19 protein-coding genes are annotated in these 21001 nt (G+C 65.7%); all 19 read left to right on the top strand.

From position 1 onward, the window contains the following. Positions 1–21: 21 nt before the first annotated feature. Positions 22–774, top strand: coding sequence for an N-acyl homoserine lactonase family protein (locus DPQ65_RS02690; RefSeq protein ID WP_114905847.1), 753 nt, complete (start codon positions 22–24; stop codon positions 772–774). Further along, positions 774–1946: a CaiB/BaiF CoA transferase family protein gene (locus DPQ65_RS02685; RefSeq protein WP_114905846.1), complete on the top strand. Its 1173-nt coding sequence runs from the start codon at positions 774–776 to the stop codon at positions 1944–1946. The genes DPQ65_RS02690 and DPQ65_RS02685 overlap by 1 nt, the downstream gene beginning before the upstream one ends. Further along, the gene (locus tag DPQ65_RS02680; RefSeq protein ID WP_238146639.1) at positions 1943–3133 is read left to right on the top strand and encodes a beta/alpha barrel domain-containing protein; all 1191 of its coding nucleotides are present in this window, start codon (positions 1943–1945) and stop codon (positions 3131–3133) included. Before DPQ65_RS02685 ends, DPQ65_RS02680 begins: the two co-directional genes overlap by 4 nt. Beyond that, complete coding sequence (locus DPQ65_RS02675) at positions 3130–5247, top strand: acetate--CoA ligase family protein (RefSeq protein ID WP_114905845.1); 2118 nt, start codon at positions 3130–3132, stop codon at positions 5245–5247. Before DPQ65_RS02680 ends, DPQ65_RS02675 begins: the two co-directional genes overlap by 4 nt. Continuing rightward, the gene (locus tag DPQ65_RS02670; RefSeq protein WP_114905844.1) at positions 5244–6026 is read left to right on the top strand and encodes an HpcH/HpaI aldolase family protein; all 783 of its coding nucleotides are present in this window, start codon (positions 5244–5246) and stop codon (positions 6024–6026) included. The genes DPQ65_RS02675 and DPQ65_RS02670 overlap by 4 nt, the downstream gene beginning before the upstream one ends. Next, a complete protein-coding gene (locus DPQ65_RS02665; RefSeq protein WP_114905843.1) occupies positions 6019–7392 on the top strand; it encodes an MmgE/PrpD family protein in 1374 nt (457 codons plus the stop codon). Before DPQ65_RS02670 ends, DPQ65_RS02665 begins: the two co-directional genes overlap by 8 nt. Positions 7393–7395: 3 nt before the next feature. After that, positions 7396–8244 (top strand): aspartate/glutamate racemase family protein, encoded by an 849-nt coding sequence (locus DPQ65_RS02660; protein WP_114905842.1) that lies wholly within the window; start codon positions 7396–7398, stop codon positions 8242–8244. After that, positions 8241–9248: an Ldh family oxidoreductase gene (locus tag DPQ65_RS02655; RefSeq protein ID WP_114905841.1), complete on the top strand. Its 1008-nt coding sequence runs from the start codon at positions 8241–8243 to the stop codon at positions 9246–9248. Before DPQ65_RS02660 ends, DPQ65_RS02655 begins: the two co-directional genes overlap by 4 nt. Then, complete coding sequence (locus tag DPQ65_RS02650; protein WP_114905840.1) at positions 9245–10522, top strand: iron-containing alcohol dehydrogenase; 1278 nt, start codon at positions 9245–9247, stop codon at positions 10520–10522. Before DPQ65_RS02655 ends, DPQ65_RS02650 begins: the two co-directional genes overlap by 4 nt. A gap of 131 nt (positions 10523–10653) precedes the next feature. Beyond that, positions 10654–11118, top strand: coding sequence for a hypothetical protein (locus DPQ65_RS15465; RefSeq protein ID WP_162801974.1), 465 nt, complete (start codon positions 10654–10656; stop codon positions 11116–11118). Continuing rightward, positions 11106–11969 (top strand): DUF6282 family protein, encoded by an 864-nt coding sequence (locus tag DPQ65_RS02640; protein ID WP_114905838.1) that lies wholly within the window; start codon positions 11106–11108, stop codon positions 11967–11969. The genes DPQ65_RS15465 and DPQ65_RS02640 overlap by 13 nt, the downstream gene beginning before the upstream one ends. A gap of 35 nt (positions 11970–12004) precedes the next feature. Further along, a complete protein-coding gene (locus DPQ65_RS02635) occupies positions 12005–12904 on the top strand; it encodes an acetaldehyde dehydrogenase (acetylating) (RefSeq protein WP_114905837.1) in 900 nt (299 codons plus the stop codon). Then, positions 12901–13968: a 4-hydroxy-2-oxovalerate aldolase gene (gene dmpG, locus DPQ65_RS02630; protein WP_114905836.1), complete on the top strand. Its 1068-nt coding sequence runs from the start codon at positions 12901–12903 to the stop codon at positions 13966–13968. The genes DPQ65_RS02635 and dmpG overlap by 4 nt, the downstream gene beginning before the upstream one ends. Then, complete coding sequence (locus DPQ65_RS02625; protein WP_114905835.1) at positions 13965–15419, top strand: NAD-dependent succinate-semialdehyde dehydrogenase; 1455 nt, start codon at positions 13965–13967, stop codon at positions 15417–15419. The genes dmpG and DPQ65_RS02625 overlap by 4 nt, the downstream gene beginning before the upstream one ends. Further along, positions 15416–16396 carry an aldo/keto reductase gene (locus DPQ65_RS02620; RefSeq protein WP_272947627.1) on the top strand — a complete coding sequence of 327 codons (981 nt, stop codon included), beginning with the start codon at positions 15416–15418 and terminating at the stop codon, positions 16394–16396. Before DPQ65_RS02625 ends, DPQ65_RS02620 begins: the two co-directional genes overlap by 4 nt. A 53-nt stretch (positions 16397–16449) precedes the next feature. Further along, positions 16450–17655 (top strand): MFS transporter, encoded by a 1206-nt coding sequence (locus DPQ65_RS02615; protein ID WP_114905833.1) that lies wholly within the window; start codon positions 16450–16452, stop codon positions 17653–17655. 47 nt (positions 17656–17702) lie between these two features. Next, on the top strand, positions 17703–18566 hold the full coding sequence (locus DPQ65_RS02610) for a fumarylacetoacetate hydrolase family protein (RefSeq protein ID WP_202862984.1): 864 nt from the start codon (positions 17703–17705) through the stop codon (positions 18564–18566). A 7-nt stretch (positions 18567–18573) separates the two neighbouring features. Then, on the top strand, positions 18574–19452 hold the full coding sequence (locus tag DPQ65_RS02605; RefSeq protein ID WP_114905831.1) for a fumarylacetoacetate hydrolase family protein: 879 nt from the start codon (positions 18574–18576) through the stop codon (positions 19450–19452). Continuing rightward, positions 19445–21001, top strand: a complete 1557-nt coding sequence (locus DPQ65_RS02600) for an aldehyde dehydrogenase (NADP(+)) (RefSeq protein WP_114905830.1) — start codon at positions 19445–19447, stop codon at positions 20999–21001. The genes DPQ65_RS02605 and DPQ65_RS02600 overlap by 8 nt, the downstream gene beginning before the upstream one ends.

Here is a 21001-nt window from a genome sequence, read left to right as displayed (position 1 = left end):
AACTGACGAGAGGAGCACGCCATGGCACTGAAAATCCAGGCCTTGCACGTCGGGACCCTGAAGGACTTCCCGACCGCTGCCATCACCTTCCAACGCGGATTCGGAACGACACATGACGTAGCGATGATCATGTTCCTGGTTACAGGCGGGGAGCACCCTGTCATCGTCGACACCGGCACCGGCGACCCGGAGTTCACCGCCAAGTACCACGGGTACAACCTGGTCAGGCCCCCCGAGCAGGAGCCGCGCGTCGTGCTCGAACGTGCAGGTGTCGACCCAGCCGAGGTTGGCACCGTGATCAACACCCACCTCCACTGGGACCATTGTTCCAACAACGACATGTTCCCGAACGCCCGAATCGTGGTGCAGAGCGAAGAGTTGAAGTACGCCGTCGACCCGCTGGAGCCGAACCTTGCCGCCTTCGAGCGGTTGCCAGGCATCCTGCCGCCTTGGGTCCGGGCGCTGGACCGAATCACCACCGTTCGGGGGGACGCCGAGATCATGCCCGGCCTGTCGGTGGTGCACCTTCCCGGGCACACCCCCGGTTCTCAAGGGGTCCTCATCCAGGGGGAGGAGTCGAGGTACCTGCTCGCCGGCGACTGCGTCGACACACACGTCAACTGGGCCGGCGACGACCGGCTTAGCCACATCCCGTCCGGAGCGTTCACCGACCTGCACGCATACATGGACAGCTTTAAGAAGATCGAGCAACTCAACTGCAGCGTGATACCCAGCCACGACCTGAAGGTGCTCGAGAAAGGAACGTACGTCTGATGCTCGGCTCACTGGAAGGAATACGAGTCGTCGACGTGACCATGAGCGTCGCCGGGCCGTTCGCGACCCAGATTCTTGGAGACCTCGGCGCGGACGTGATCAAGGTGGAACGACCCGAGGTCGGCGACGACACGCGACGGTGGGGTCCTCCGTTCTGGGACGAGGACGAAAGCTGCACGTTCACCGCACTGAACCGCAACAAGCGGAGCGTGGTGCTTGACCTCAAGGCGGAACGGGACCGGGAGGCATTCATTGAGCTCATCGGCGAGGCCGACGTGTTCGTGCAGAACATCCGCCCCGGCTCGTTGACGAAGCTGGGCCTCGGGCACGAAGAGATGCGGGCGATCAATCCCCGGCTCATCTACTGCGATATGAGCGGCTACGGCCTCAAGGGTCCGCAGGCGATGTCGCCCGCATATGACCCACTCATGCAGGCGTACGGCGGGCTGATGAGCCTGAACGGTGAAGAGGGCCGAGCACCAGCGCGGATCCCGGCGTCAATCCTCGACCAGGGCACCGGCATGTGGACCGCCATCGCGGTGCTCGACGCGCTGCGCAGCCGGGAGCGCACCGGCAAGGGAGCGCACGTCCACACGTCACTGCTCAACACGGCGCTGATGTGGCTCCCCGCTCAGCTGGCGGGCTACTTCGCCGCCGAGGTCATCCCGCCCCGGCTCGGCTCCGGGACGATCGGCATCTACCCTTACGCCGCGTTCCCGACTGCGGACAACTGGATCATCATCGCCGCCGGCAACGAGAACCTCTGGCAAAGGCTCTGCGGTGCCATCGACCGCGAGGAACTCACCCGGGACCCACGGTTCCTGCTGAACCCCGACCGCGTCGCCCACCGGGAGGAACTCTTCCAGGAGTTGGCCACCACGCTGCGCGGCGCCGACGGTGTGAGCTGGGTGACGAAGCTGACGGCTGCAGGCGTTCCGACCACGCCGATCCAGACCCTCGACCAAGTGGTCGCCGACGAACAGGTGGCGGCCATAGGGGCGCTGCCCGAGTTGCCGCATCCCCGCATCGAGGGATTCCGGATCGTCAACCTGCCTATCCAGGTCGACGGTGAGTACGCGCCCGTGCGTCGCGTGCCGCCGCTGTTGGGTGAGCACAACCAGGAGGTCCTCGGTGACCGATCCACTACCGAGGGCGGGAAGAAGGAGTCATGACACATACGGCACAGCCGCAGGCCACCGAGACCGAGGCACGAACCCCTCAGGTCGCGGTGCCCACCATGCAAAGCGCCGCGATTGGGCCAGCAGGCTACCCGGCGGTCGTCGTGGTGGACGAAGGAATGCGCGAGGGGCTTCAGATCGAGGATGCCGGGATCCCCGTCCAGGACAAGGTGCGACTCCTCAACGCGATGAGCCGCAGTGGCCTCAAGCGGATCGTGGTCGGAAGTTTCGTCAGCCCGAAGTGGACGCCACAGATGGCGCACATCGATGAGATCGTCGACAAGTTCGAGCCCGCCGAGGGCGTGATCTATACCGCTTTGGCGTTGAACGCGAAGGGCGTCGAGAGGCGCGCCGAGCACGTCCCGCCCTTGTCGTTAGACGACGCCCGGCCCGCCACCCTCGTGCACCTGTGCGACGTCTTCGTGCAGCGCAACACCAACCGCTCGCAGGAGCAAGAGATGGATGCCTGGCCTGACATCATCCAGAAGGCCGTCGACTCCGGCGCGACCGAGGCACAGATCGGTGTGAACGCGGCCTGGGGCTCAAACTGGATCGGCGACATCTCGCACGAGGAGCGGATGGAGAAGCTTCAGCAGCAGATGGACCTATGGCTCGACGCCCGGATCCCGGTCACGAAGGTCTTCATGGGGGACCCGATGGGTTGGCACATCCCCACCCAGGTCGAGGAGGACCTCCAGGAGATCCTGAGACGGTGGCCGTCCATCCGAACCTTCCACCTGCACCTGCACAACACGCGCGGGACGGCGCCGATCTCGGCGTACTCGGCGCTGCGGATCCTCGACGACCGGCATACCGTGCAACTCGACTCCTCACTCGGCGGAATGGCCGGTTGCCCCTACTGCGGCAACGGTCGCGCAGCGCAGCTCACTCCGACAGAGGACCTGATCTACCTGCTCGAGGAGCTCGGGTTTAACACCGGGGTCGACCTAGAGGAACTGATCGAGACCGTCGTCCTCGCCGAGCAGGTCGTTGGGCACCAGCTGTACGGTCACGTCTCCAAGGCTGGGGGTCGCCCGCGCGGCACGGATCTGTACCCGATGGACATGCCGTTCGTGGAGACCCTCGAGGAAGCCCAGCACTTCAGGCTCGGACCGTCGGCCTACACAGGCGCGTTGTCGCCCTGGAAGGAACCCATTACCAGTCCGGCGAGGCCGGAATGAGGGACACCATCCACTCCGCAACGCCTGCCCGGATAGGCGCCAACGAGGCAGTCGCGCGGCTGCTTCAGCCTCGAGCTGTCGCGCTCGTGGGCGCCAGCAGCGATCTGGAGAAGTTCTCCGGACAGCCACTGCGCAACTTGCGCACTGCCGGCTACCCCGGCCCCATCTACCCAGTCAACCGCCGCGGTGGCGAGGTGGGCGGCGTTCCAGCGCTGCGCGACATCGCCGACCTCCCGGATGGCGTCGACGTAGCCATGGTGATGGTTCCCGCCGCGGGATGCCCCGACACAGTCCGCGAGCTGGGCGCGGCGGGCGTGCCCGTCGCCGTGATCGCAGTCAGCGGTTTCGCGGAGATGGGGACACCAGAGGGCTCCCGGCTGCAGGAGGAGCTCGAACGAGCGGCCCAGGAGTCCGGGGTCCGTCTGGTGGGGCCCAACTGCAACGGGATCTACGAGACCCGCGTGCCCCTCCCATTGGGCTACAACTACACCCACTCGCAGCGCCTCGTAGCCGGATCCGTCGCCCTGGTCTCACACAGCGGCGCCATGCTGGGAGGTTTTGTGCCGCTGCTGGAGCGCTACGGAGCCGGACTCAGTGTGTTCGTGTCGTGCGGCAACGAGGTGGACCTCGAGTTGACCAACTACGTTGACCACCTCGTCGAAGACCCCGACACCGAGGTCATCGCGCTCATCCTGGACGGGGTCTCCGACGGCCCCGGCTTCCGCCGATCGCTGCAGAGGGCGCGCGCCGCCGACAAACCGGTAGTGGCAATGAAGCTCGGAAACACCTCGTCGGGTACCACTGCGGCGCAGGCCCATTCTTCGCGACTCGCCGGGGCGCAGGCCTCCTACGAAGCCGTGTTCGCTGCCGAAGGGGTCATCAGCGTGCCGACACTGGAGACCTTAGCCCTCGCCGCGGCCGTGCTTGCCCACGGCCGCTGGCCGCACGAGCGTGGCGTGGTCGCCTTCAGCACCTCGGGAGCCGGTGGGATCCTGCTCGCGGACACACTCGGTGCCCACTCGGTCGAGCTGGCCGACCTCGCGGAGCAGACTCGTCAGACGATGGCTCCGCTGGCTGGCTTCGCCCGGGTGATGAATCCCTTCGATGTCGGTGCCGCCGGCCCGACGACCATCGAGGCGAACCTGCAGGCACTGGCCGAGGACCCCGGCGCCGGCATGATGCTGTTCTACCTGACGCCGACGCCCACCCAGAAGTGGCGTCAAGCCCTCGCCGAGGGAGTCGCGGCCACAGCCGCGGCGCATCCGCTTCTTCCGGTTATCGTCGTGAGTCCGGCACCGATGAGCAGCCTGGAGTCGGAGACGTACGCAAAGGCGGGAGTCCCGGTCGTGGCCTCGCTCCTGGACGCCGTGGTCACCGTGCGTGCGGTGCTGGACGTCGCCCATCCGGCGCCGTCACCCCTGCCGGACGGCGCGGCAACCACGTCCGGCCTGACCGGCCGGCCGTTGTCCGAGCCCGCCAGCAAGCAATGGTTGGCGAGGCGCGGCATACCGGTGCTCCCCGAGGTTGTCGCCACCAGTCCGGAGTCGGCTGGGTCGGCCGCCACGCAGGTCGGCTATCCGTTGGTCCTTAAGGCGGCGGGGTCCGGGCTGACACACAAGACAGAGCATGGGCTGGTAGTCCTAGACGTGAAGGACCAGGAGGAGCTCAACCAGCACTTCGTCGAATTGGACCGAAGAGGGCGCGCACTAGATCCCACAGGGTACGAAGGCGTTCTCGTATCCCGCTTCGTCGCTCCAGGGGTGGACGTGATGCTCGGACTCACGGTGGACCCCGACTTCGGGCCCATGCTCGTGATGGGTGCTGGCGGGGTGCTCACCGAACTAATCGGTGACGTCGCGGTGGCTCCCGTGCCGCTCAGCGCGGAAGTTGCACGTTCGATGGTTGCGTCGACGAAGGTGGGACGGCTCCTCAGAGGCTACCGCGGCTCCGATCCCGCGGACGTCGATGCGTTGGTCGAACTGCTCGTCCGATTGTCGGAGGTGGCGGCCGACGAAGGGGGGGCTCTTGAGGCGATCGACCTCAACCCGGTCCGGGTGATGCCGGTGGGGCAGGGTACTGCGGTGCTGGATGCGCTCGTGGTCGAGGCACCATGAGCACGCTCTCGGGACTTCGCGAACGGATCCACGGCACCGGCCACCAGCTGCTAGGACTGTTCATCATCGTGCCGCGCGTCGAGGTGGTCGAGGCGGCGGCGGCGGCGGGATTCGATGTCGTCATCCTCGACTGTGAGCACGGGCCATACGGCGTCGATGTCCTGTCTCCACTGGTGGCAGCGGCGCACGGCGCCGGCATCTATGCCATCGTCCGCGTCCCCGGCAACGACGAACAGGCAGTTGGGGCGGCGCTCGACTGCGGAGCGGACGGCGTTCTCGTCCCGCACGTCGGCTCCGGCGAGGAAGCACGACGGGTTGCCCGCGCCTCCCGGTTCCCACCGGACGGAAACCGGTCAGTCCACCCCTGGGTCCGTGCCGCGCAGTACGGTGCACAGGACCGATACGTCTCCTCGGCCAACCACTCGGTCGCGGTGCTTGCGATGGTGGAGGGCAGCGAGGCCCACGCTCGACTCGACGAGATCCTGCATGTCGGGGACCTCGATGGCGTGTTTGTCGGCCCCATGGACCTCGCCGCATCGCTCGGTCTGGCGGACGCCCCTGACGACCCTCGGGTGCACGCGGCCGCGAATGACATCGTGGCCAGAGCCAATCACTCCGGCAAGGCCACCTCGATCTTCGCGCCCACACCTCAGGACGCACACACCTGGTTGGCTGCGGGCGTCCGGCTCGTCGTCCTATCGGTTGACACGGCACTGATGCACCAGGCCTTCGCTACGGCCGTGAAAACCACACTGAACCCGACGGAGAAACATGTCTGAGAACACAGCACCCCAGTTCACCCAGGCGGTTGCGGCCTACACGCTGAGCCAGGTGGGACCGATGAGCGACGAAGTCGTCGAGCTCGCCCAGCGCACACTGGTCGACACGATCGGTGTCGCACTTGCCGCGCGGAACGAACCTCCTGTGCGGATTCTCGAGCAGACCCTAGGCGTACTGCCGGAGGGGCCAGCGACGATCTGGGCGTCGGGTCAGAAGACCGACGGCGCAGTCGCCGCCCTGCTCAACGGAACCGCAGGACACGCGCTCGACTTCGACGACGTCACCGACGTTACCTACGGCCACCCGAGCGTCGTGCTGTGGCCAGCTATCTTCGCGGCTGCCGAGCACGAGGGATCCGATGGCCGGGCCCTCCACGAGGCGTTCGTCATCGGCTTCGGCGTCCAGGTCGCACTGGCCCGGGCGATGGACGTGCGCGCGCACTACGGAGCTGGCTGGCACTCGACCGCAACCATCGGTGTGGTCGGTGCCGCAGCGGCAGTGAGCCGGCTGATGAGGCTCGACGAGAAACGCGCCCGGTGCGCGATCGGGCTGGCGGCGTCGATGGCCGGCGGTAGCCGTCAGAACTTCGGGACGATGACCAAGCCCCTCCACCCCGGCCTCGCGGCCCGGGATGGGATCATGGCCGCCCGGCTCGCAAGGGAAGGGTTCACCGCCGACGTCGACAACCTAGAGTCGCCGCTGGGCTACTTCTCGATGTTCTCGCCGGACCCCGACCTTGAGGCCGCGTTCACCGCGCTCTCGGGCACCGGCGCATTCATGGATGCGGGGATCAATGTCAAGAAGTACCCGTGCTGCTATAACACCCACCGGACCGCCGATGCCACCCTCGACCTGCGGGAGCGCGACGGGATCGATCCTTCCGCCGTGCGCCGCGTCCACGTGGTCCTCGAGCCCGGCGGCTTCGACCCGCTGATCCACCACCGACCGCGCACCGGGCTGGAGGGGAAGTTCAGCATCGAGTACGTCATCGCGGCCGCGCTCCTTGACGGGGAAGTCAACCTCGAAAGCTTTACCGACGAGGCCGTCCTGCGCCCTGAGGCACAGCGGCTGGTGGAAACGGTGACCTGGGAGGTGGCGGCCGTCCCCCCCGTGGGACCAGAGCGGTGGGACCAGGCCTTCTCGGTCGTGACTGTCGAGACGGATGCGGGGGAGTTCACGTTCCGCACCGATATCCCGCGGGGCGACCGCCGCGCGCCACTCTCGAGGGCGGAGCTCGAGGCCAAGTTCGCTGACTGTTGCAACTTCTCGGGTTCCGGTTGGGACGCCCGGGCGCTGATGGACGAGTTGTGGCGGGCCGAGAGCATCGACCGGCTCTCCGGGTTGCAGTCCCTCAAGGAGCGCTGAGTCATGGCTCTCCGGATCTGGCACCAGAGCTTCACCGACCTCGAGCTGCTGCCTGCGTACGCCACCATGCTCCGCGAGCACGCGGCACGGGTATGTGCCCCTGACACCACGGTGGAGGTGCACGGTGTGCGACCAGGCAGCTACCCAAAAGAGATGAACCCGATCGAGGCCACCCGTTTTCCCTGGTCAAATCACGTGCTTGCATCGCAGATCGCCTACAACGCCGTCCAGGCGGAACGTCAGGGGTTTGACGCGATGGCGATCAGCTGCTTCTTCGATCCTGGGCTGCGCGAGGCGCGGAGCCTCGTGGACATCCCCGTCGTCAGTATTTGCGAGACGTCCCTGCTCCTCGGCACGTCGGTGGGAGGCAGGTTCGGCCTCATCGGATTGGAGGGCGAGCAACTGTTCGCCCTGAAAGAGCTCGCGCACCGGTACGGTGCGGACGCACGGGTCGCGGCGACGTTGCCCCTCGATCCGCCCATCACCGAGGAAGAGCTCGAGGACGTCTACACCGGCGGAGGCGACCTCGAGGCTCGCCTGGAGAAGGTTGCCCAGGTCGCGGTTGACCGCGGTGCTGACCTCATTGTGCCCGCAGAGGGTGTGCTCAACACGTCAATCGTGCGGCGAGGCATCCACACGCTTGCCGGAGTTCCGGTGCTGGACGCCTACGGCCTTCTTCTGGGCTACGCCGAGACGTTGGTGCGTCTCCAGCGCACGACCGGGCTGCGAGTCAGCCACGCGGGCGCCTACGGCCGTCCGCCCGAGGCGGCGATAGACCACTTCGCACAGGCAACCGGTCAGGCGCTGCTCAGCGGCACCCAGCCGGTCCGGGTGGCGGCCTCGGGAACATGATCGTCAACGAAGCCGACGAGCTAGAGCTTGTCTCCAAGGTGCTGCTGGCCCACGGGGCGCCCAGTCCCGCGGCCAAGATCCAGGCCCGCGTATTGGTTGAGGGAGACCTCCGCGGCCAGCAGTCGCACGGCCTGCAGCGCCTGCCCGTGCTCGTCGAGCGCATCACCAACGGAGTCATTGACGCGGCCGCCGTCCCTGTGGAGAAGTGGGTGTCTGAGTCGTACCTCGACGTGGACGGTGCACGGGGCCTCGGGCCCGTCGTCGCCTTCCACGTGGTCGACCAGTTGATCGAACGTGCCTCGAAGGTCGGCCTGGCGGTCGGAAGCGTGCGCAACAACAACCACGTCGGGATGCTCGCGTGCTACGTCGAACGCGTGGCATATGCCGGCCACATCGGTCTTGCCTTCACCACGAGCGAAGCCCTGGTGCACCCGTCGGGTGGGCGAACCGCGATGGTCGGCACCAACCCGATCGGCGTAGGCGTACCCACTGACGGCGAGCCGTTCGTGCTCGACATGGCCACCGGTGCTGCGTCGCGCGGCAAGATCCTTGCCTTCGCACGCGACGGCAAGCCACTAGGTCAAGGATGGGCGATCGACGCCGAGGGGGCTCCCACCATGGACGCCGAGCTTGCCGTGGACGGCGCGATCTCACCATTCGGGGGGCCGAAAGGTTACGCGCTCGGCCTTGCGCTCGAGTTGGTCGTCGCTGGGCTCACCGGCTCCGAGACCGGCCAGCGCGTGCTCGGCACCCTGGACGCGCGGGCGGTGTGCAACAAGGGTGACCTGTTCGTCGTGTTCAGCCCCGACGCACTGGGGCTGGGCGGAGTCGCGTCACGGATGGGCACATACCTCGATGAGGTGCGCAACAGCCCACTCGCCGAGGGTTTCACCAGCATCGACGTGCCCGGCGACCGGGCGCGCCGCACCCGTGCGGAGCGAATCGCCCACGGAATCCCCATCCCGGATGCGGTCTGGAAGGCCGCGGAGGAGTTGCTGCCATGACCATCCCTTCCGAGAACGTGCGGCCGGCTCCGTTATCTGCCGACACGACGGGCGTCCTCAGGCTGCCCGACCAGATCCTCTTCGGCGCCGGGAGCGTGGCCTCGGTACCCAACCTGGTGCAGCGGCACGGAAGCCGAGCCCTGATCTGCTCGGACCCGACCATGGCACGCACCTCCACATTCCTCTCCCTCGTCGAGGAACTGCAGTCTCGCGGAGTGAAGGTTGCCGTCTTCGCCCAGGGTGTGCCCGAGGTGCCCCTCACCGTCATCGGCGCCGCGGTGCAAGAGGCGCGCGCCTTTGGGCCCGACGTCATCGTGGGGTTCGGGGGTGGCAGCAGCCTGGACCTCGCGAAGGCCACTGCGCTGCTGATCACACACCCTGGGCCCTTGTCGCGCTACTACGGCGAGAACCTCGTCCCGGGTCCGGTCTGTCCGCTGGTGGCAATACCAACCACGGCCGGCACCGGCTCGGAGGTCACCCCAGTGGCTGTCGTCTCGGATCCCGAGCGTCTGCTGAAGGTGGGGGTGTCCAGCCCTTACCTCGTCCCGACGTACGCCGTGGTCGATCCCTCGCTCACCCTGGGATGTCCGCAGGTCGTGTCCGCCCACTCCGGCGCCGACGCCTTGGCGCACGCGCTAGAATCACTGACGGCTGGCCGACGTACGCCCAACTGGGGCGAGGAGCTCCCCGTCTTCGTCGGCACCAACCGGCTGGGCCGCACGCTGGCGCTGGAGGCGGTCACCGCGATCGCATCGTCGTTGCGCCGGGTAGTCAGTGACCCCGCGGACGAGAGCGCCCGTACGTCGATGTCCTACGCGAGCCTGTGCGCAGCGATGTCGTTCGGTTCTGCAGGAACCCACCTCGGACACGCGCTGCAGTACTCCGTCGGGGCGGCCACGCACACCTCGCACGGGCTTGGGGTCGGTCTGCTCCTGCCCTACGTGCTCGAAGTCTCCCGGTCGGCCCGCGAGGCAGACCTGCTGGCGGTCGCCGACGCGCTGGGCGTCCCCTCCGGAAGCGCCACCGACGACAGGGTCACCGCGGTCATCGATGAGGTGCAGTCCCTCTTCACAGATATCGGCATCCCTCGGTCCCTGGCCGAGATCGGCGCCGACCGTGCTCAGCTGCCGGCGTTCGCCGCGCAGACCAGCACCTTCGCGAGGCTCGTGCAGAACGCTCCCGTCCCCGCCGACGAATCGTTGCTCCTCGCAATCCTTGAGGCCGCCTGGGATGGTGACCGGACGCGGCTCTCCGCTCAGGCGGGCAGCCGATGAGGACGCGCAGCGCATCCGCCGCACTCAAATTCGGCGTGCCCGGCGCCTTGGCGTGTTTACTCCTTGCAGTCCTCACTGGCTCCGCCACGGCGCAACTCGAGGCGCCTGGCGCCACGCCAGGACCTGACGAGGTGGCCATCGCCACAGCGGTGGGGGTTGCACAGGGGCTGCGGGAGGCCGGTCTCCCGGTCCGACACATCGCCGTGTGCACGCCTCCCGCTCCGGCACCACCGGGGCACCCGCGCCCACGCGCCGCCGCGTTCGACGACCTGCGCGTATCCACCGATGACCCCCGCCGGGTGATCCGCGAGGGCGGTGTCGTGGAGGTCTATGACACGCCTAGGGACGTACAGGCCAGACTTCGCCAGCTCGACAAACAAACCCTCGTCGCCCAGACCTACGGGTTCGACGAGGGCGGCCAAATGCTCCAACCTGAGCACAGGCTCACCCAAGGCACGGTGCTCCTGCGCCTGACTGGTGCTCTCGACGACCGCGCCCTGGGCCAGTACGCCAAGACGCTGCGACGCGTCGCGGGGAACACCGTTCCCGACCCTTCCCTGCTTCACGACACTGAGGAGGCCAAATGTTCGACATGACCGGCGCTATCGACATGCACGTGCACACCGGCCCGGACCTGTTCCCGCGGCTCGGCGACGACGCCGAGATCGCCCGAAGGTGCGCGACCGCGGGCATGGGCGGGATGGCCGTCAAGTGTCACTTCGAGAGCACTGCGGTACGTGCACACCTGGTCAATCAGATGGTCCCCGATTTCACGATGTATGGCGGAATCACGTTGAACTATCCGGTTGGGGGGATCAACCCGACAGCTGTCCACGCTTGCCTCGCCGTCGGAGGCAAGGTGGTCTGGATGCCGAGCGGCCACTCCTGTTACCACGCAGAGATCACAGGCACTCTCGGCGGCTGGGGGAACAGTTTCATGAAGCTCCAGAACCCAGCCGGGGCGAAAGGGCTAACGGTCCTCGACGAACAGGGCCGTCTCACTGACGAGGCCCGCGAAGTGAACCGACTACTGGCCGAAAGCAACGCACTGCTTGCGACCAGCCACCTCGCCCCCGACGAGATCTTGGCCGTGGTCGATGACGCCGCAATGGTCGGGACCCGCGTGCTGGTCAACCACGTGATGTACATGCCGGACTGCGACTACGAGTTCATCGAGGAGGTGGTCCGCCGAGGCGCCCTCGTCGAGATCTGCTCGATCCTCGTCGGGGGCTTCTGGGACAAGCTCCGGTTGGAGAACGTCCTACAGATCATCGAACGGGTGGGCTGCGACAACGTGGTGCTCGCCTCGGACGGAGGTGGCATCCAGACGCCCTCCCCTCACGAGACCCTGCGGGTGTTGCTCGACAACCTCCTTCACCATGGCGTACCGGAGGAAGATCTCCGCCGGACCGTCATCGACAATCCCCGCCGGCTCCTCGGTCTCTGACCAGCAGCACATCAACAATCCCAATTGGAGTTCCCATGACACTCACCGCCGCCATCGTCGGTTCCGGCAACATCGGGACCGATCTTATGATCAAGCTGGAGCGCACGCCGGAGATCGAGCTGCGCTACCTGATCGGGATCGACCCTGCCTCCGAGGGACTGGCCCGGGGCCACGAACTCGGAATCGAGGTGTCCAGTGAGGGGGTCGACTGGCTCCTACAAAGGGCGGAACTCCCGGATATCGTCTTCGAGGCCACCGCGGCACAGGTACACGCCGCCCACGCGCCGCGATACGCCGAGGCGGGCGTCACGGCGATCGATCTGACGCCCGCTGCCGTCGGCCCGTACGTCGTCCCGTCGGTCAACCTCGACGAGCACCTGGGGGCACCGAACCTGAACATGGTCACCTGCGGTGGCCAGGCGACTATCCCAATGGTCGCCGCTGTCAGCGCAGTGACACCGGTGCCATACGCCGAGATCGTCGCCTCGATCGCCTCCAGGTCGGCAGGCCCGGGAACCCGGGCGAACATCGATGAGTTCACCGAGACCACGGCAGAAGCCATCGAGAACGTCGGCGGAGCTGGACGGGGCAAAGCGATCATCATCCTCAACCCCGTGGAGCCGCCCATGATCATGCGGGACACCGTGTTCTGCGCGATCTCACCCGACGCGGACCGCCACGCCATCGAGGAGTCCATCCACGCCAAGGTCGCCGAGGTACAGCAGTACGTCGCCGGCTACGAACTCGTCAACGATCCGCAGTTCGACGACCCCCGACCGGGGTGGGGCGGCCAAGCGCGGGTCGGCATCTTCCTGCGCATCGAAGGGGCGGCTGACTACCTGCCCGCCTACGCCGGGAACCTCGACATCATGACGTCGGCCGCAGCACGCGTCGGCGCAATGCTCGCCAAGTCAACCCAGGAGGTCTCGGCATGAACGACTCCCTCGCAACAGCCGGCAGCGCACCGCTCGATCCGGTCAGGGTCACGGACACGACGCTGCGCGACGGCAGCCATGCGGTCGGCCACCAGTTCACCGAAAAGCAGGTCCGAGACACCGTCCGGGCCCTCGACAAGGCCGGCATCCAAGTCATCGAAGTGACCCACGGAGACGGCTTGGGCGGGTCGTCGTTCAACTACGGGTTCTCACTGACGAACGAGATCTCCCTCGTTGCCGCCGCCGCCGACGAGGCCACCCGCGCACGGATCGCCTGCCTCCTGCTCCCTGGCGTAGGCACCATCAAGCACATGAAGGAGGCCGCGTCCGCCGGCGCGTCCATCATCCGGGTTGCCACGCACGCCACAGAAGCCGACGTCTCGGTCCAGCACTTCACCGCAGCGCGGGACATGAACCTGGAGACGGTCGGTTTCCTCATGCTCAGCCACAGCGTGACCCCGGCCGAACTGGCCCGCCAAGCCCGCATCATGGTCGATGCCGGCTGCCAGTGCGTCTACGTCGTCGACTCCGCGGGCGCACTGGTCCTTGAGGAAGCTTACGACCGGGTCCGCGCCGTCGTCGAGGAGGTAGGGACCGACGCACAGGTCGGCTTCCACGGCCACCAAAACCTGAGCCTGGGTATCGCCAACTCCGTGCTCGCGTACCGGGCCGGTGCCCGGCAAATCGACGGGACGCTCTGCGCACTCGGAGCTGCGGCGGGCAACAGCCCTACCGAGGTTCTTTCGGTGGTGTTCGACCGGCTGGGGATCCCGACCGGACTCGACACACCCGCCCTCCTCGACGCCGCCGACGACGTGGTGCGCCCGTTCATCAACCCGCCGCTGATGACACGCACGACCATCATCCAGGGTCAATCCGGCGTCTACGGCAGTTTCCTGAAACACGCGGAGGCAGCCTCGCAGCGGTACAGCGTGCCAGCGCACGAGATCCTGGGCCGCGTAGGCGAACTCGGGTACGTCGGCGGCCAAGAGGACATGATCATCGACGTTGCACTCAGCATTCTGGCCGAGCGTGAGACCGTCGCAGCTGTGGCGCACAGATGATTACCACTCAGCAGAACCAGGAGCATTTCACCGGCTCCTTCATCAACGGATGCTGGGTTCAGAGCACCGAAGGTGCCACCCAGTCCGTGGTGGATCCGGCCGACGGGTCAGTGATCGCCGAGGTCGCCGACACCTCGGCGGAGCAGTGCATCGAGGCCGTCGAGGCAGCACGGGATGCGTTCCCGTCCTGGTCGGCGACGCCGCCCCGCGCGCGCGCAGAGATTCTGCGTACCGCGTTCACGCTGATGACTGAGGAACGTGACACCATCGCCCGTTTGATCGTCCGCGAGAACGGCAAGGTGCTCGCGGACGCACTCGGGGAGGTTGACTACGCCGCGGAGTTCTTCCGGTGGTTCTCCGAGGAGGCCGTTCGGGTCGAAGGCGACTTCCGGGTCGCCCCCGGCGGCGACAAGCGGATCATCGTCACGCATCAGCCGATCGGTGTCGCCGTCCTGGTGACGCCGTGGAATTTCCCGGCAGCGATGGCGACGCGCAAGATCGGGCCAGCCCTTGCAGCGGGCTGTTCCGTGGTGCTTAAGCCGGCAACCGAGACTCCTCTGACGGCCACCTACCTCATGGACCTGCTGAAGCGCGCCGGTGTGCCGGCAGGTGTCGTGAACTGCGTGACACCGGCCGATCCCGGACCGGCGGTCAGTGCGATGCTGCACCACCCGGCGGTCCGTAAGTTGTCATTCACCGGTTCCACCGAGGTTGGACGCGCACTGCTGCACGAAGCTGCAGATCAGGTGGTAAGCACCTCCATGGAGCTCGGCGGGAACGCGCCCTTCCTGGTCCTGGACGACGCCGACGTCGATGAGGCGGTCGAAGGCGCCCTGGTGGCGAAGTTGCGGAACGGTGGTGCTGCGTGCACGGCGGCCAACAGGTTCTACGTGCACCGCTCTTTGGCAGAAGCATTCACCCGACAATTGGCCGAGCGCATGGGCCAGCTCGGCGCAGGCCCGGGCGACGACCCAGCGAACGAGGTGGGGGCGATGGTGTCGGAGGCGGAGTGCCAGAAGATCGCCCGGCTGGTCGACCACGCCGTGACGGAAGGAGCGACGGTGTTGACGGGCGGCTCCCGGTTGGAGCGCGCAGGGGCCTTCTATCCACCGACGGTGCTCGCCGACGTTCATCACGGGCATGACATCATCCGCCAGGAGGTCTTTGGCCCGGTGGCCCCGGTGACCGTCTTCGACAGGGACGACGAAGCCATCGACTGGGCGAACGACACGGACATGGGCCTGATCGCCTACGTCTACTCCTCGAGTCTGAGCCGAGCCGTGCGTACGGCCGAGCGGATCGAGACCGGCATGGTCGCAATCAACCGCGGTGTCGCCAGCGACCCGGCCGCACCGTTCGGAGGGATGAAGCAGAGCGGGCTCGGGCGCGAGGGAGGTGACGCGGGAATCCTGGAGTTCCTCGAACCGAAGTACCTGGCGGTTCCTCTGTGAGCAGGGAACTTCCTCGTCGCCGAGTCGGGCGGTCAGGACCCGAGATAAGTGCGCTCGGCTTCGGCTGCATGCCGCTCTCGGGACTCTACGGAGAGGTGGACGACGCGGCCTCGATCCGACTGCTCCATGAGGCGATGGCAGCCGGGATCACGCACCTCGACACGTCGAACTCCTACGGACAGGGGCACAACGAAAAACTCGTGGGGCGCGCGCTCACAGGCCGCCGCGATGATGTCGTGCTCGCGACCAAATTCGGCATCCAGCGCGAGGGACTCGGACGCCCCGAGCGCATCCGTGAGGCCCTCGAGGCCAGCCTGACCCGGCTGGGCACCGACCGGGTCGACCTGTACTACATGCACAGGATCGACCCCACGACTCCGCTCGCGGAATCGATCGGCACGCTGGGGGAGTTGGTCGCGGAAGGCAAGATCGGCCACATCGGGCTCTCCGAGGTGACTGCTCGGACACTTCGGGCGGCACATGAAGTTCACCCGATCACGGTCGTACAACAGGAGTACTCCCTGATGTCGCGTGACCTCGAAGGCGAGCTGCTCGTCACCATGCGCCAGCTCGGCGTCGGGCTCGTGGCGTACAGCCCCCTCGGTCGGGGGTTGCTCGGCGGGGCCTACCGTAGCGCCACAGACCTACCGGCGGACGATGCGCGGCGGAGTCGGTACCCGCGCTACTCACCCGAGAACCTCGACCACAACCTTGATCTCGCCGGAGCGATGTTCGCCTTGGCGGAGCGTCTCGGCATGCAACCGGCCACGCTGGCACTGGCCTGGGTCCTATCACGCGGTGACGACATCGTCCCGATCCCCGGAACTCGTAGCTTCCGGAACCTGGGTGCCAACTTGAATGCAGCATACGTAGAGTTGGATCCAGGTGTACTCGACGAGTTGGAGCGACTGGTGCCTAAAGGGGCGGCCGTCGGAGAGCGGTACAACAAGTCCATGGGTAGGCGGCTGGACCGTTGACTCACCTGAAAAAAACATCCGGCACGGAAGCACGCACTCGTTACAAGTGGGTTGTGCTCATCGTCGGGATGTTTGCGCAGGCGAGTACAAGCACGTTCTTCGTGGGGCTAGCGGCTATTGGACCCGCGCTGCGCCACGCGGAAGGGTTATCCCTCGGCGAACTCGGCATCCTCCTCGGCGCTCCAATGGCGGGCTTCGTGATGACCCTTCTCCTCTGGGGAGCCGCTACAGACCGCTTCGACGAGCGCCCGGTGATGGCTGTCGGGCTTGCAGCGACGGCGTACTTCTTGGTGCTGACGAGTTCCGTGTCGGGGCTGTGGCCCCTTTCCCTTTGCCTTGCTCTCGCGGGCGCGGCGGCCGCATCCGTGAACGCCGCTAGCGGTCGAGCGGTGCTTCGCTGGTTCCCGAGGGAACGCCGCGGGTTTGCGATGGGTCTGCGTCAAACGTCGGTACCGCTGGGTGCAGCCGCAGCCGCTCTGATGCTGCCAACCATGGTCGCAGGGTGGGGGATAGGCTTTGCTTTCAGGAGCCTCGCAGCGGTGGCTATGATGGCCGCGGTCTCGTCGTGGATCTGGATCAGGGAACCCCCACAGGACCACGAGTTCGGAACTGCGGGAACTATAGAAGCGCGGGTAAAGGAGCCTGACAACGAACGTCGAAATCGTCAGCGTGCGCTCCGGAACGTCATCGTTGCTGGCGTCGCCCTCGTAATGTGCCAGGCGACCTTCGTCTCCTTCGTTGTTGAAATGTTGCACGGTCACCGCGGCCTCACCCTGCGGTCAGCGAGCTTGGTGTTCGCTGTCGCGCAGTTGACAGGAGCGGGTGCACGGGTACTCGTGGGAAGCTGGTCCGATAACGTTCCTGACCGGCTGATGCCGTTGCGGGTGGTGGCGTTTGGGATGGCGGCCGGCGGAGCGTCGCTCGGCCTCGCAGTTGACGGTCCCCTACCACTTCTCGTCGTGCTTTCGGTGATCGTTGGTGCGTTCGTCATCTGCTGGAACGGTTTGGCGTTCACGGTGGCAGGTGAACTCGCTCCTCCGGGGCGGATGGGAACGACGCTCGGCCTGCAGAGCACCGCGAACTTTCTGGTTGCGGGCGTGACGCCCTACTGCGTAGGAACTTTCATCGCGTTTGCCGGCTTCTCGGCGGGCTTTGGTTTCATCGCTGTACCGGCGGCGGCCGCCGGGCTGCTCCTCGTACGCATTCATCGGCGCGCCCGCGATGGCGTGACCGTCCACGAACAGGAGATGTCCTCTTGACGAAAATTGTTCGATACGCAACCCGCGACCAAACTACCCACGTAGGGGTGCTCGACGGGACCGCCCTCCGCGCAATGGGCACCGACTCGATCAGCAACTTGCTCCAACTTCGTGTTGCTGAGATCCGAAGTCTAGTCGAGTCCACCACCACCTCGCCGGCCTTTGATATCGGAACTGTGTCGCTGCTGCCCCCGGTGGACGGATTGACGGAGGTATGGGCGAGCGGGGTCACCTACAAGCGTTCTAGAGACGCGCGAGTAGAAGAGTCCGTGGTGCAAGACGTCTACGACCGTGTCTACGGCGCGACTAGACCGGAACTGTTTTTCAAGAGCGCGGCGTGGCGCGTAGTGTCCGACGGGTCGCCGGTCGCGATCCGGATCGACTCTCTGCTCAACGTCCCGGAGCCCGAACTCGTCCTGATCCTAAACTGTCACGCCGAAATTGTCGGCTACGCAGTAGGCAACGATATGAGCTCGCGGTCAATAGAGGGCGAGAATCCGCTGTACCTCCCCCAAGCCAAAATCTACAACGGCGCTTTCGCCTTGTCCTCCGGTATCCGTCCTGCGTGGGAACTTGGAGGCCCTGCCGGACTAGACCGTCAGTTGATGATAAAGATGGATGTGACGCGGGACGGCGTAGGGGTTTGGCGGGGCGAAACCACCACTGGCTCGTTCACTCGTCGCTTCGCGGAACTAGTCGAACACCTTTTCCGATGTTACACGCTTCCGGATGGCGCACTTCTCTCTACAGGAACGGGAATCGTGCCTGGGCTGGATTTCACCACGCTCCCGGGTGACGTAGTAAGCATCGAAATTCCTGAGGTCGGCACGCTCATGAACTGTGTGACCACCGCCGGAGGCCAGACGCAATCAGACGGCGACCTGGTGCCTTTCGCTAATGCAAAGAAATGAGATAGCTATGGAACTACTTCGTCTCGGTCCAATTGGTGCAGAACGTCCATGCGTCCGCGCAGAGGACGGTCTCGTCTATGACCTGACCTCAATCACGAATGACGTGCACGGTGAATTTTTTGCCGCCTCCGGGATCGAGCGGACGAGGGATGCACTGGTTGCCGGGCATTTACCAGTCTTGCCTGACGCGGAGAGCCTTCGCGTTGGAGCACCGATCGCGCGACCGATGGCGGTCCTGTGCATCGGTCAGAACTATGCTGCACACGCGGCCGAAACCAACGACCCACCGCCAGAAAAGCCCATCCTTTTCTTTAAGCACCCCAATACGGTGGTTGGTCCAAACGATGATGTCCGGATCCCACCGGGCGCCTCACAGGTTGATTGGGAAGTGGAGCTCGCGGTCGTGATCGGACGTCGGACGCGCTATCTGGAATCTCCCGACCAGGCTGCAGGGTTCATCGCGGGCTACGCGGTTAGCAATGACGTGTCCGAGCGACGCTACCAAATGCAGGAGTCGCTGGGGCAGTGGTCCAAGGGCAAGTGTTGCGAGACGTTCAATCCCCTCGGTCCGACGCTGGTACCAGCCGATTCGGTCCCTGCACAAGAGCTTCGCATTTGGTCAACAGTGAACGGGGAACCACGACAGGACTCGTCCACGAAGGACATGGTCTTCTCGGTGAATGAACTCGTTTGGCACCTGTCGCAGTTCCTCGTACTGGAACCAGGCGACGTCATCAACACTGGAACACCCCAGGGAGTCGCTTTGTCGGGTAGGTTCCCTTACCTTAAAGCCGGAGACGTCGTTGAGATGGGCATTTCAGGACTCGGCACCCAGCGTCAAGACCTGGTACCCGCATCGATCAAGGAGAGGCAGACAAGTGGCTGAAGTTGAGAGCGTTGACGCCCGCACGGGCAATGTACGTGCACTGGTAGGAGTGGAGACGAGTCCGCAGCAGGTGGATGCCATATGTTTGCTTGCGCATGAGGCATTCCGGAAGTTGCACAAACGGGACCGCAGCTGGCGTGCCAAACTCATTCGTGGGATGGCAGACTCGCTCGCGGCGCGTCGAGAGGACATCGTTGCTATAGCAGACGCAGAAACTGGGCTGGGCGCTGACCGAATCGACGGCGAGCTCACCCGCACCTGCTTCCAGCTGCGCATGTTCGCGGGCGTAGTGGAGGAGGGAAGCTTCGTCGAAGCAATCATCGACCATTCAGGAGACACGGCTATGGGCCCGCGGCCTGACCTCAGGAGGATGTTAGTTCCCATCGGTCCGGTAGCCGTGTTCGGGGCAAGTAACTTCCCGCTCGCGTTCTCTGTACCGGGTGGGGACACCGCCGCTGCCCTCGCAGCCGGTTGCACGGTAGTGGTCAAGGCCCATGAGTCCCACCCCGACACGTCCCGACTCTGCCACGCCGCGATGCAGGAGGCAGCCGAGCGTCTGGGCGCACCCAAGGGGACCATCGGGATCGTGTATGGTCGGCCGGCGGGTTCGCAGTTGGTGCAGCACCCGAGCGTGAGCGCCGTCGGATTCACCGGCTCCGTACAGGGTGGTCGTGCCCTTATGGCCCTCATCGAGCAGCGCACTCAGCCCATTCCCTTCTACGGCGAGCTGGGTAGCGTGAACCCGCTTGTTGTCAGCGAAGGGGCGGCGGCTGAGCGCGCAGAGGAGATCGGACGGGGCCTCGCTTCCTCAGTCACCCTCGGTGCGGGTCAATTCTGCACCAAGCCAGGGGTCGCCTTCGTTCCGTCGGGCGCGGACGGAGATCGGGTCGTGAGTGCGGCTGCTGAGGTAATCGAGAGCCAGCCCGGCACCGTCATGCTCAACGCCGGGATCACTAAGTCGTTTGCCCAAGGGGTCAACACCCTGATCAGGCAACATGTAGTGCGGCGGGTGGCCTCCGGCCAGATGGACGGTGTGGCGGAGGATATTCCAGTGGCTCAGCTCTTGGAAGTGCACCTAGATGAGCTGACTGAGGGCATGGTCGAGGAGTGCTTCGGACCCATAGCGATTGTTGTTCGATACGATGGTGGAGCACATCTCCTAGCGGCAATCGACAAGCTGCCTCACTCGCTCACAGCGACCCTACACACCGCCGCGGACCTCACCGACGTCGACGAGTCCCTCCGCGTCGCGCTTGAGTCGCGGTGCGGTCGCCTCGTGTACAACGGTTTCCCTACTGGGGTGGCGGTGTCCTGGGCGCAGAACCATGGGGGAGGTTGGCCGGCATCAAACAGCCTTCACACCTCAGTGGGCGCCACTGCCGTGCGCCGATTTCAACGACCGTTGGCGTGGCAGAACGCACCGCAGGAGGTGCTTCCCGTCGAACTTCGAGACGAGACAACGGACATCATCCGCCGCATCGACGGAACTCTTCAGGTCCCGGCCGTGATAGCGCAACTGGCACAACCTGACCCACGCGAAGGAACTTGA

It is taken from the genome of Ornithinimicrobium murale (assembly GCF_003352835.1).
Lineage (GTDB): Bacteria > Actinomycetota > Actinomycetes > Actinomycetales > Dermatophilaceae > Ornithinicoccus > Ornithinicoccus muralis.
This window is presented reverse-complemented; position numbering and strand designations above follow the sequence as displayed.

Bases quoted from the DNA above. Each gene is read 5' to 3' on its own strand.
- DPQ65_RS02660 (WP_114905842.1), top strand. From the start codon at position 7,396: ATGGCTCTCCGGATCTGGCACCAGAGCTTCACCGACCTCGAGCTGCTG.
- DPQ65_RS02635 (WP_114905837.1), top strand. From the start codon at position 12,005: ATGACACTCACCGCCGCCATCGTCGGTTCCGGCAACATCGGGACCGAT.
- DPQ65_RS02670 (WP_114905844.1), top strand. From the start codon at position 5,244: ATGAGCACGCTCTCGGGACTTCGCGAACGGATCCACGGCACCGGCCAC.
- dmpG (WP_114905836.1), top strand. From the start codon at position 12,901: ATGAACGACTCCCTCGCAACAGCCGGCAGCGCACCGCTCGATCCGGTC.
- DPQ65_RS02665 (WP_114905843.1), top strand. From the start codon at position 6,019: ATGTCTGAGAACACAGCACCCCAGTTCACCCAGGCGGTTGCGGCCTAC.
- DPQ65_RS02680 (WP_238146639.1), top strand. From the start codon at position 1,943: ATGACACATACGGCACAGCCGCAGGCCACCGAGACCGAGGCACGAACC.
- DPQ65_RS02685 (WP_114905846.1), top strand. From the start codon at position 774: ATGCTCGGCTCACTGGAAGGAATACGAGTCGTCGACGTGACCATGAGC.
- DPQ65_RS02625 (WP_114905835.1), top strand. From the start codon at position 13,965: ATGATTACCACTCAGCAGAACCAGGAGCATTTCACCGGCTCCTTCATC.
- DPQ65_RS02640 (WP_114905838.1), top strand. From the start codon at position 11,106: ATGTTCGACATGACCGGCGCTATCGACATGCACGTGCACACCGGCCCG.
- DPQ65_RS02650 (WP_114905840.1), top strand. From the start codon at position 9,245: ATGACCATCCCTTCCGAGAACGTGCGGCCGGCTCCGTTATCTGCCGAC.
- DPQ65_RS02675 (WP_114905845.1), top strand. From the start codon at position 3,130: ATGAGGGACACCATCCACTCCGCAACGCCTGCCCGGATAGGCGCCAAC.
- DPQ65_RS02655 (WP_114905841.1), top strand. From the start codon at position 8,241: ATGATCGTCAACGAAGCCGACGAGCTAGAGCTTGTCTCCAAGGTGCTG.
- DPQ65_RS02605 (WP_114905831.1), top strand. From the start codon at position 18,574: ATGGAACTACTTCGTCTCGGTCCAATTGGTGCAGAACGTCCATGCGTC.
- DPQ65_RS02690 (WP_114905847.1), top strand. From the start codon at position 22: ATGGCACTGAAAATCCAGGCCTTGCACGTCGGGACCCTGAAGGACTTC.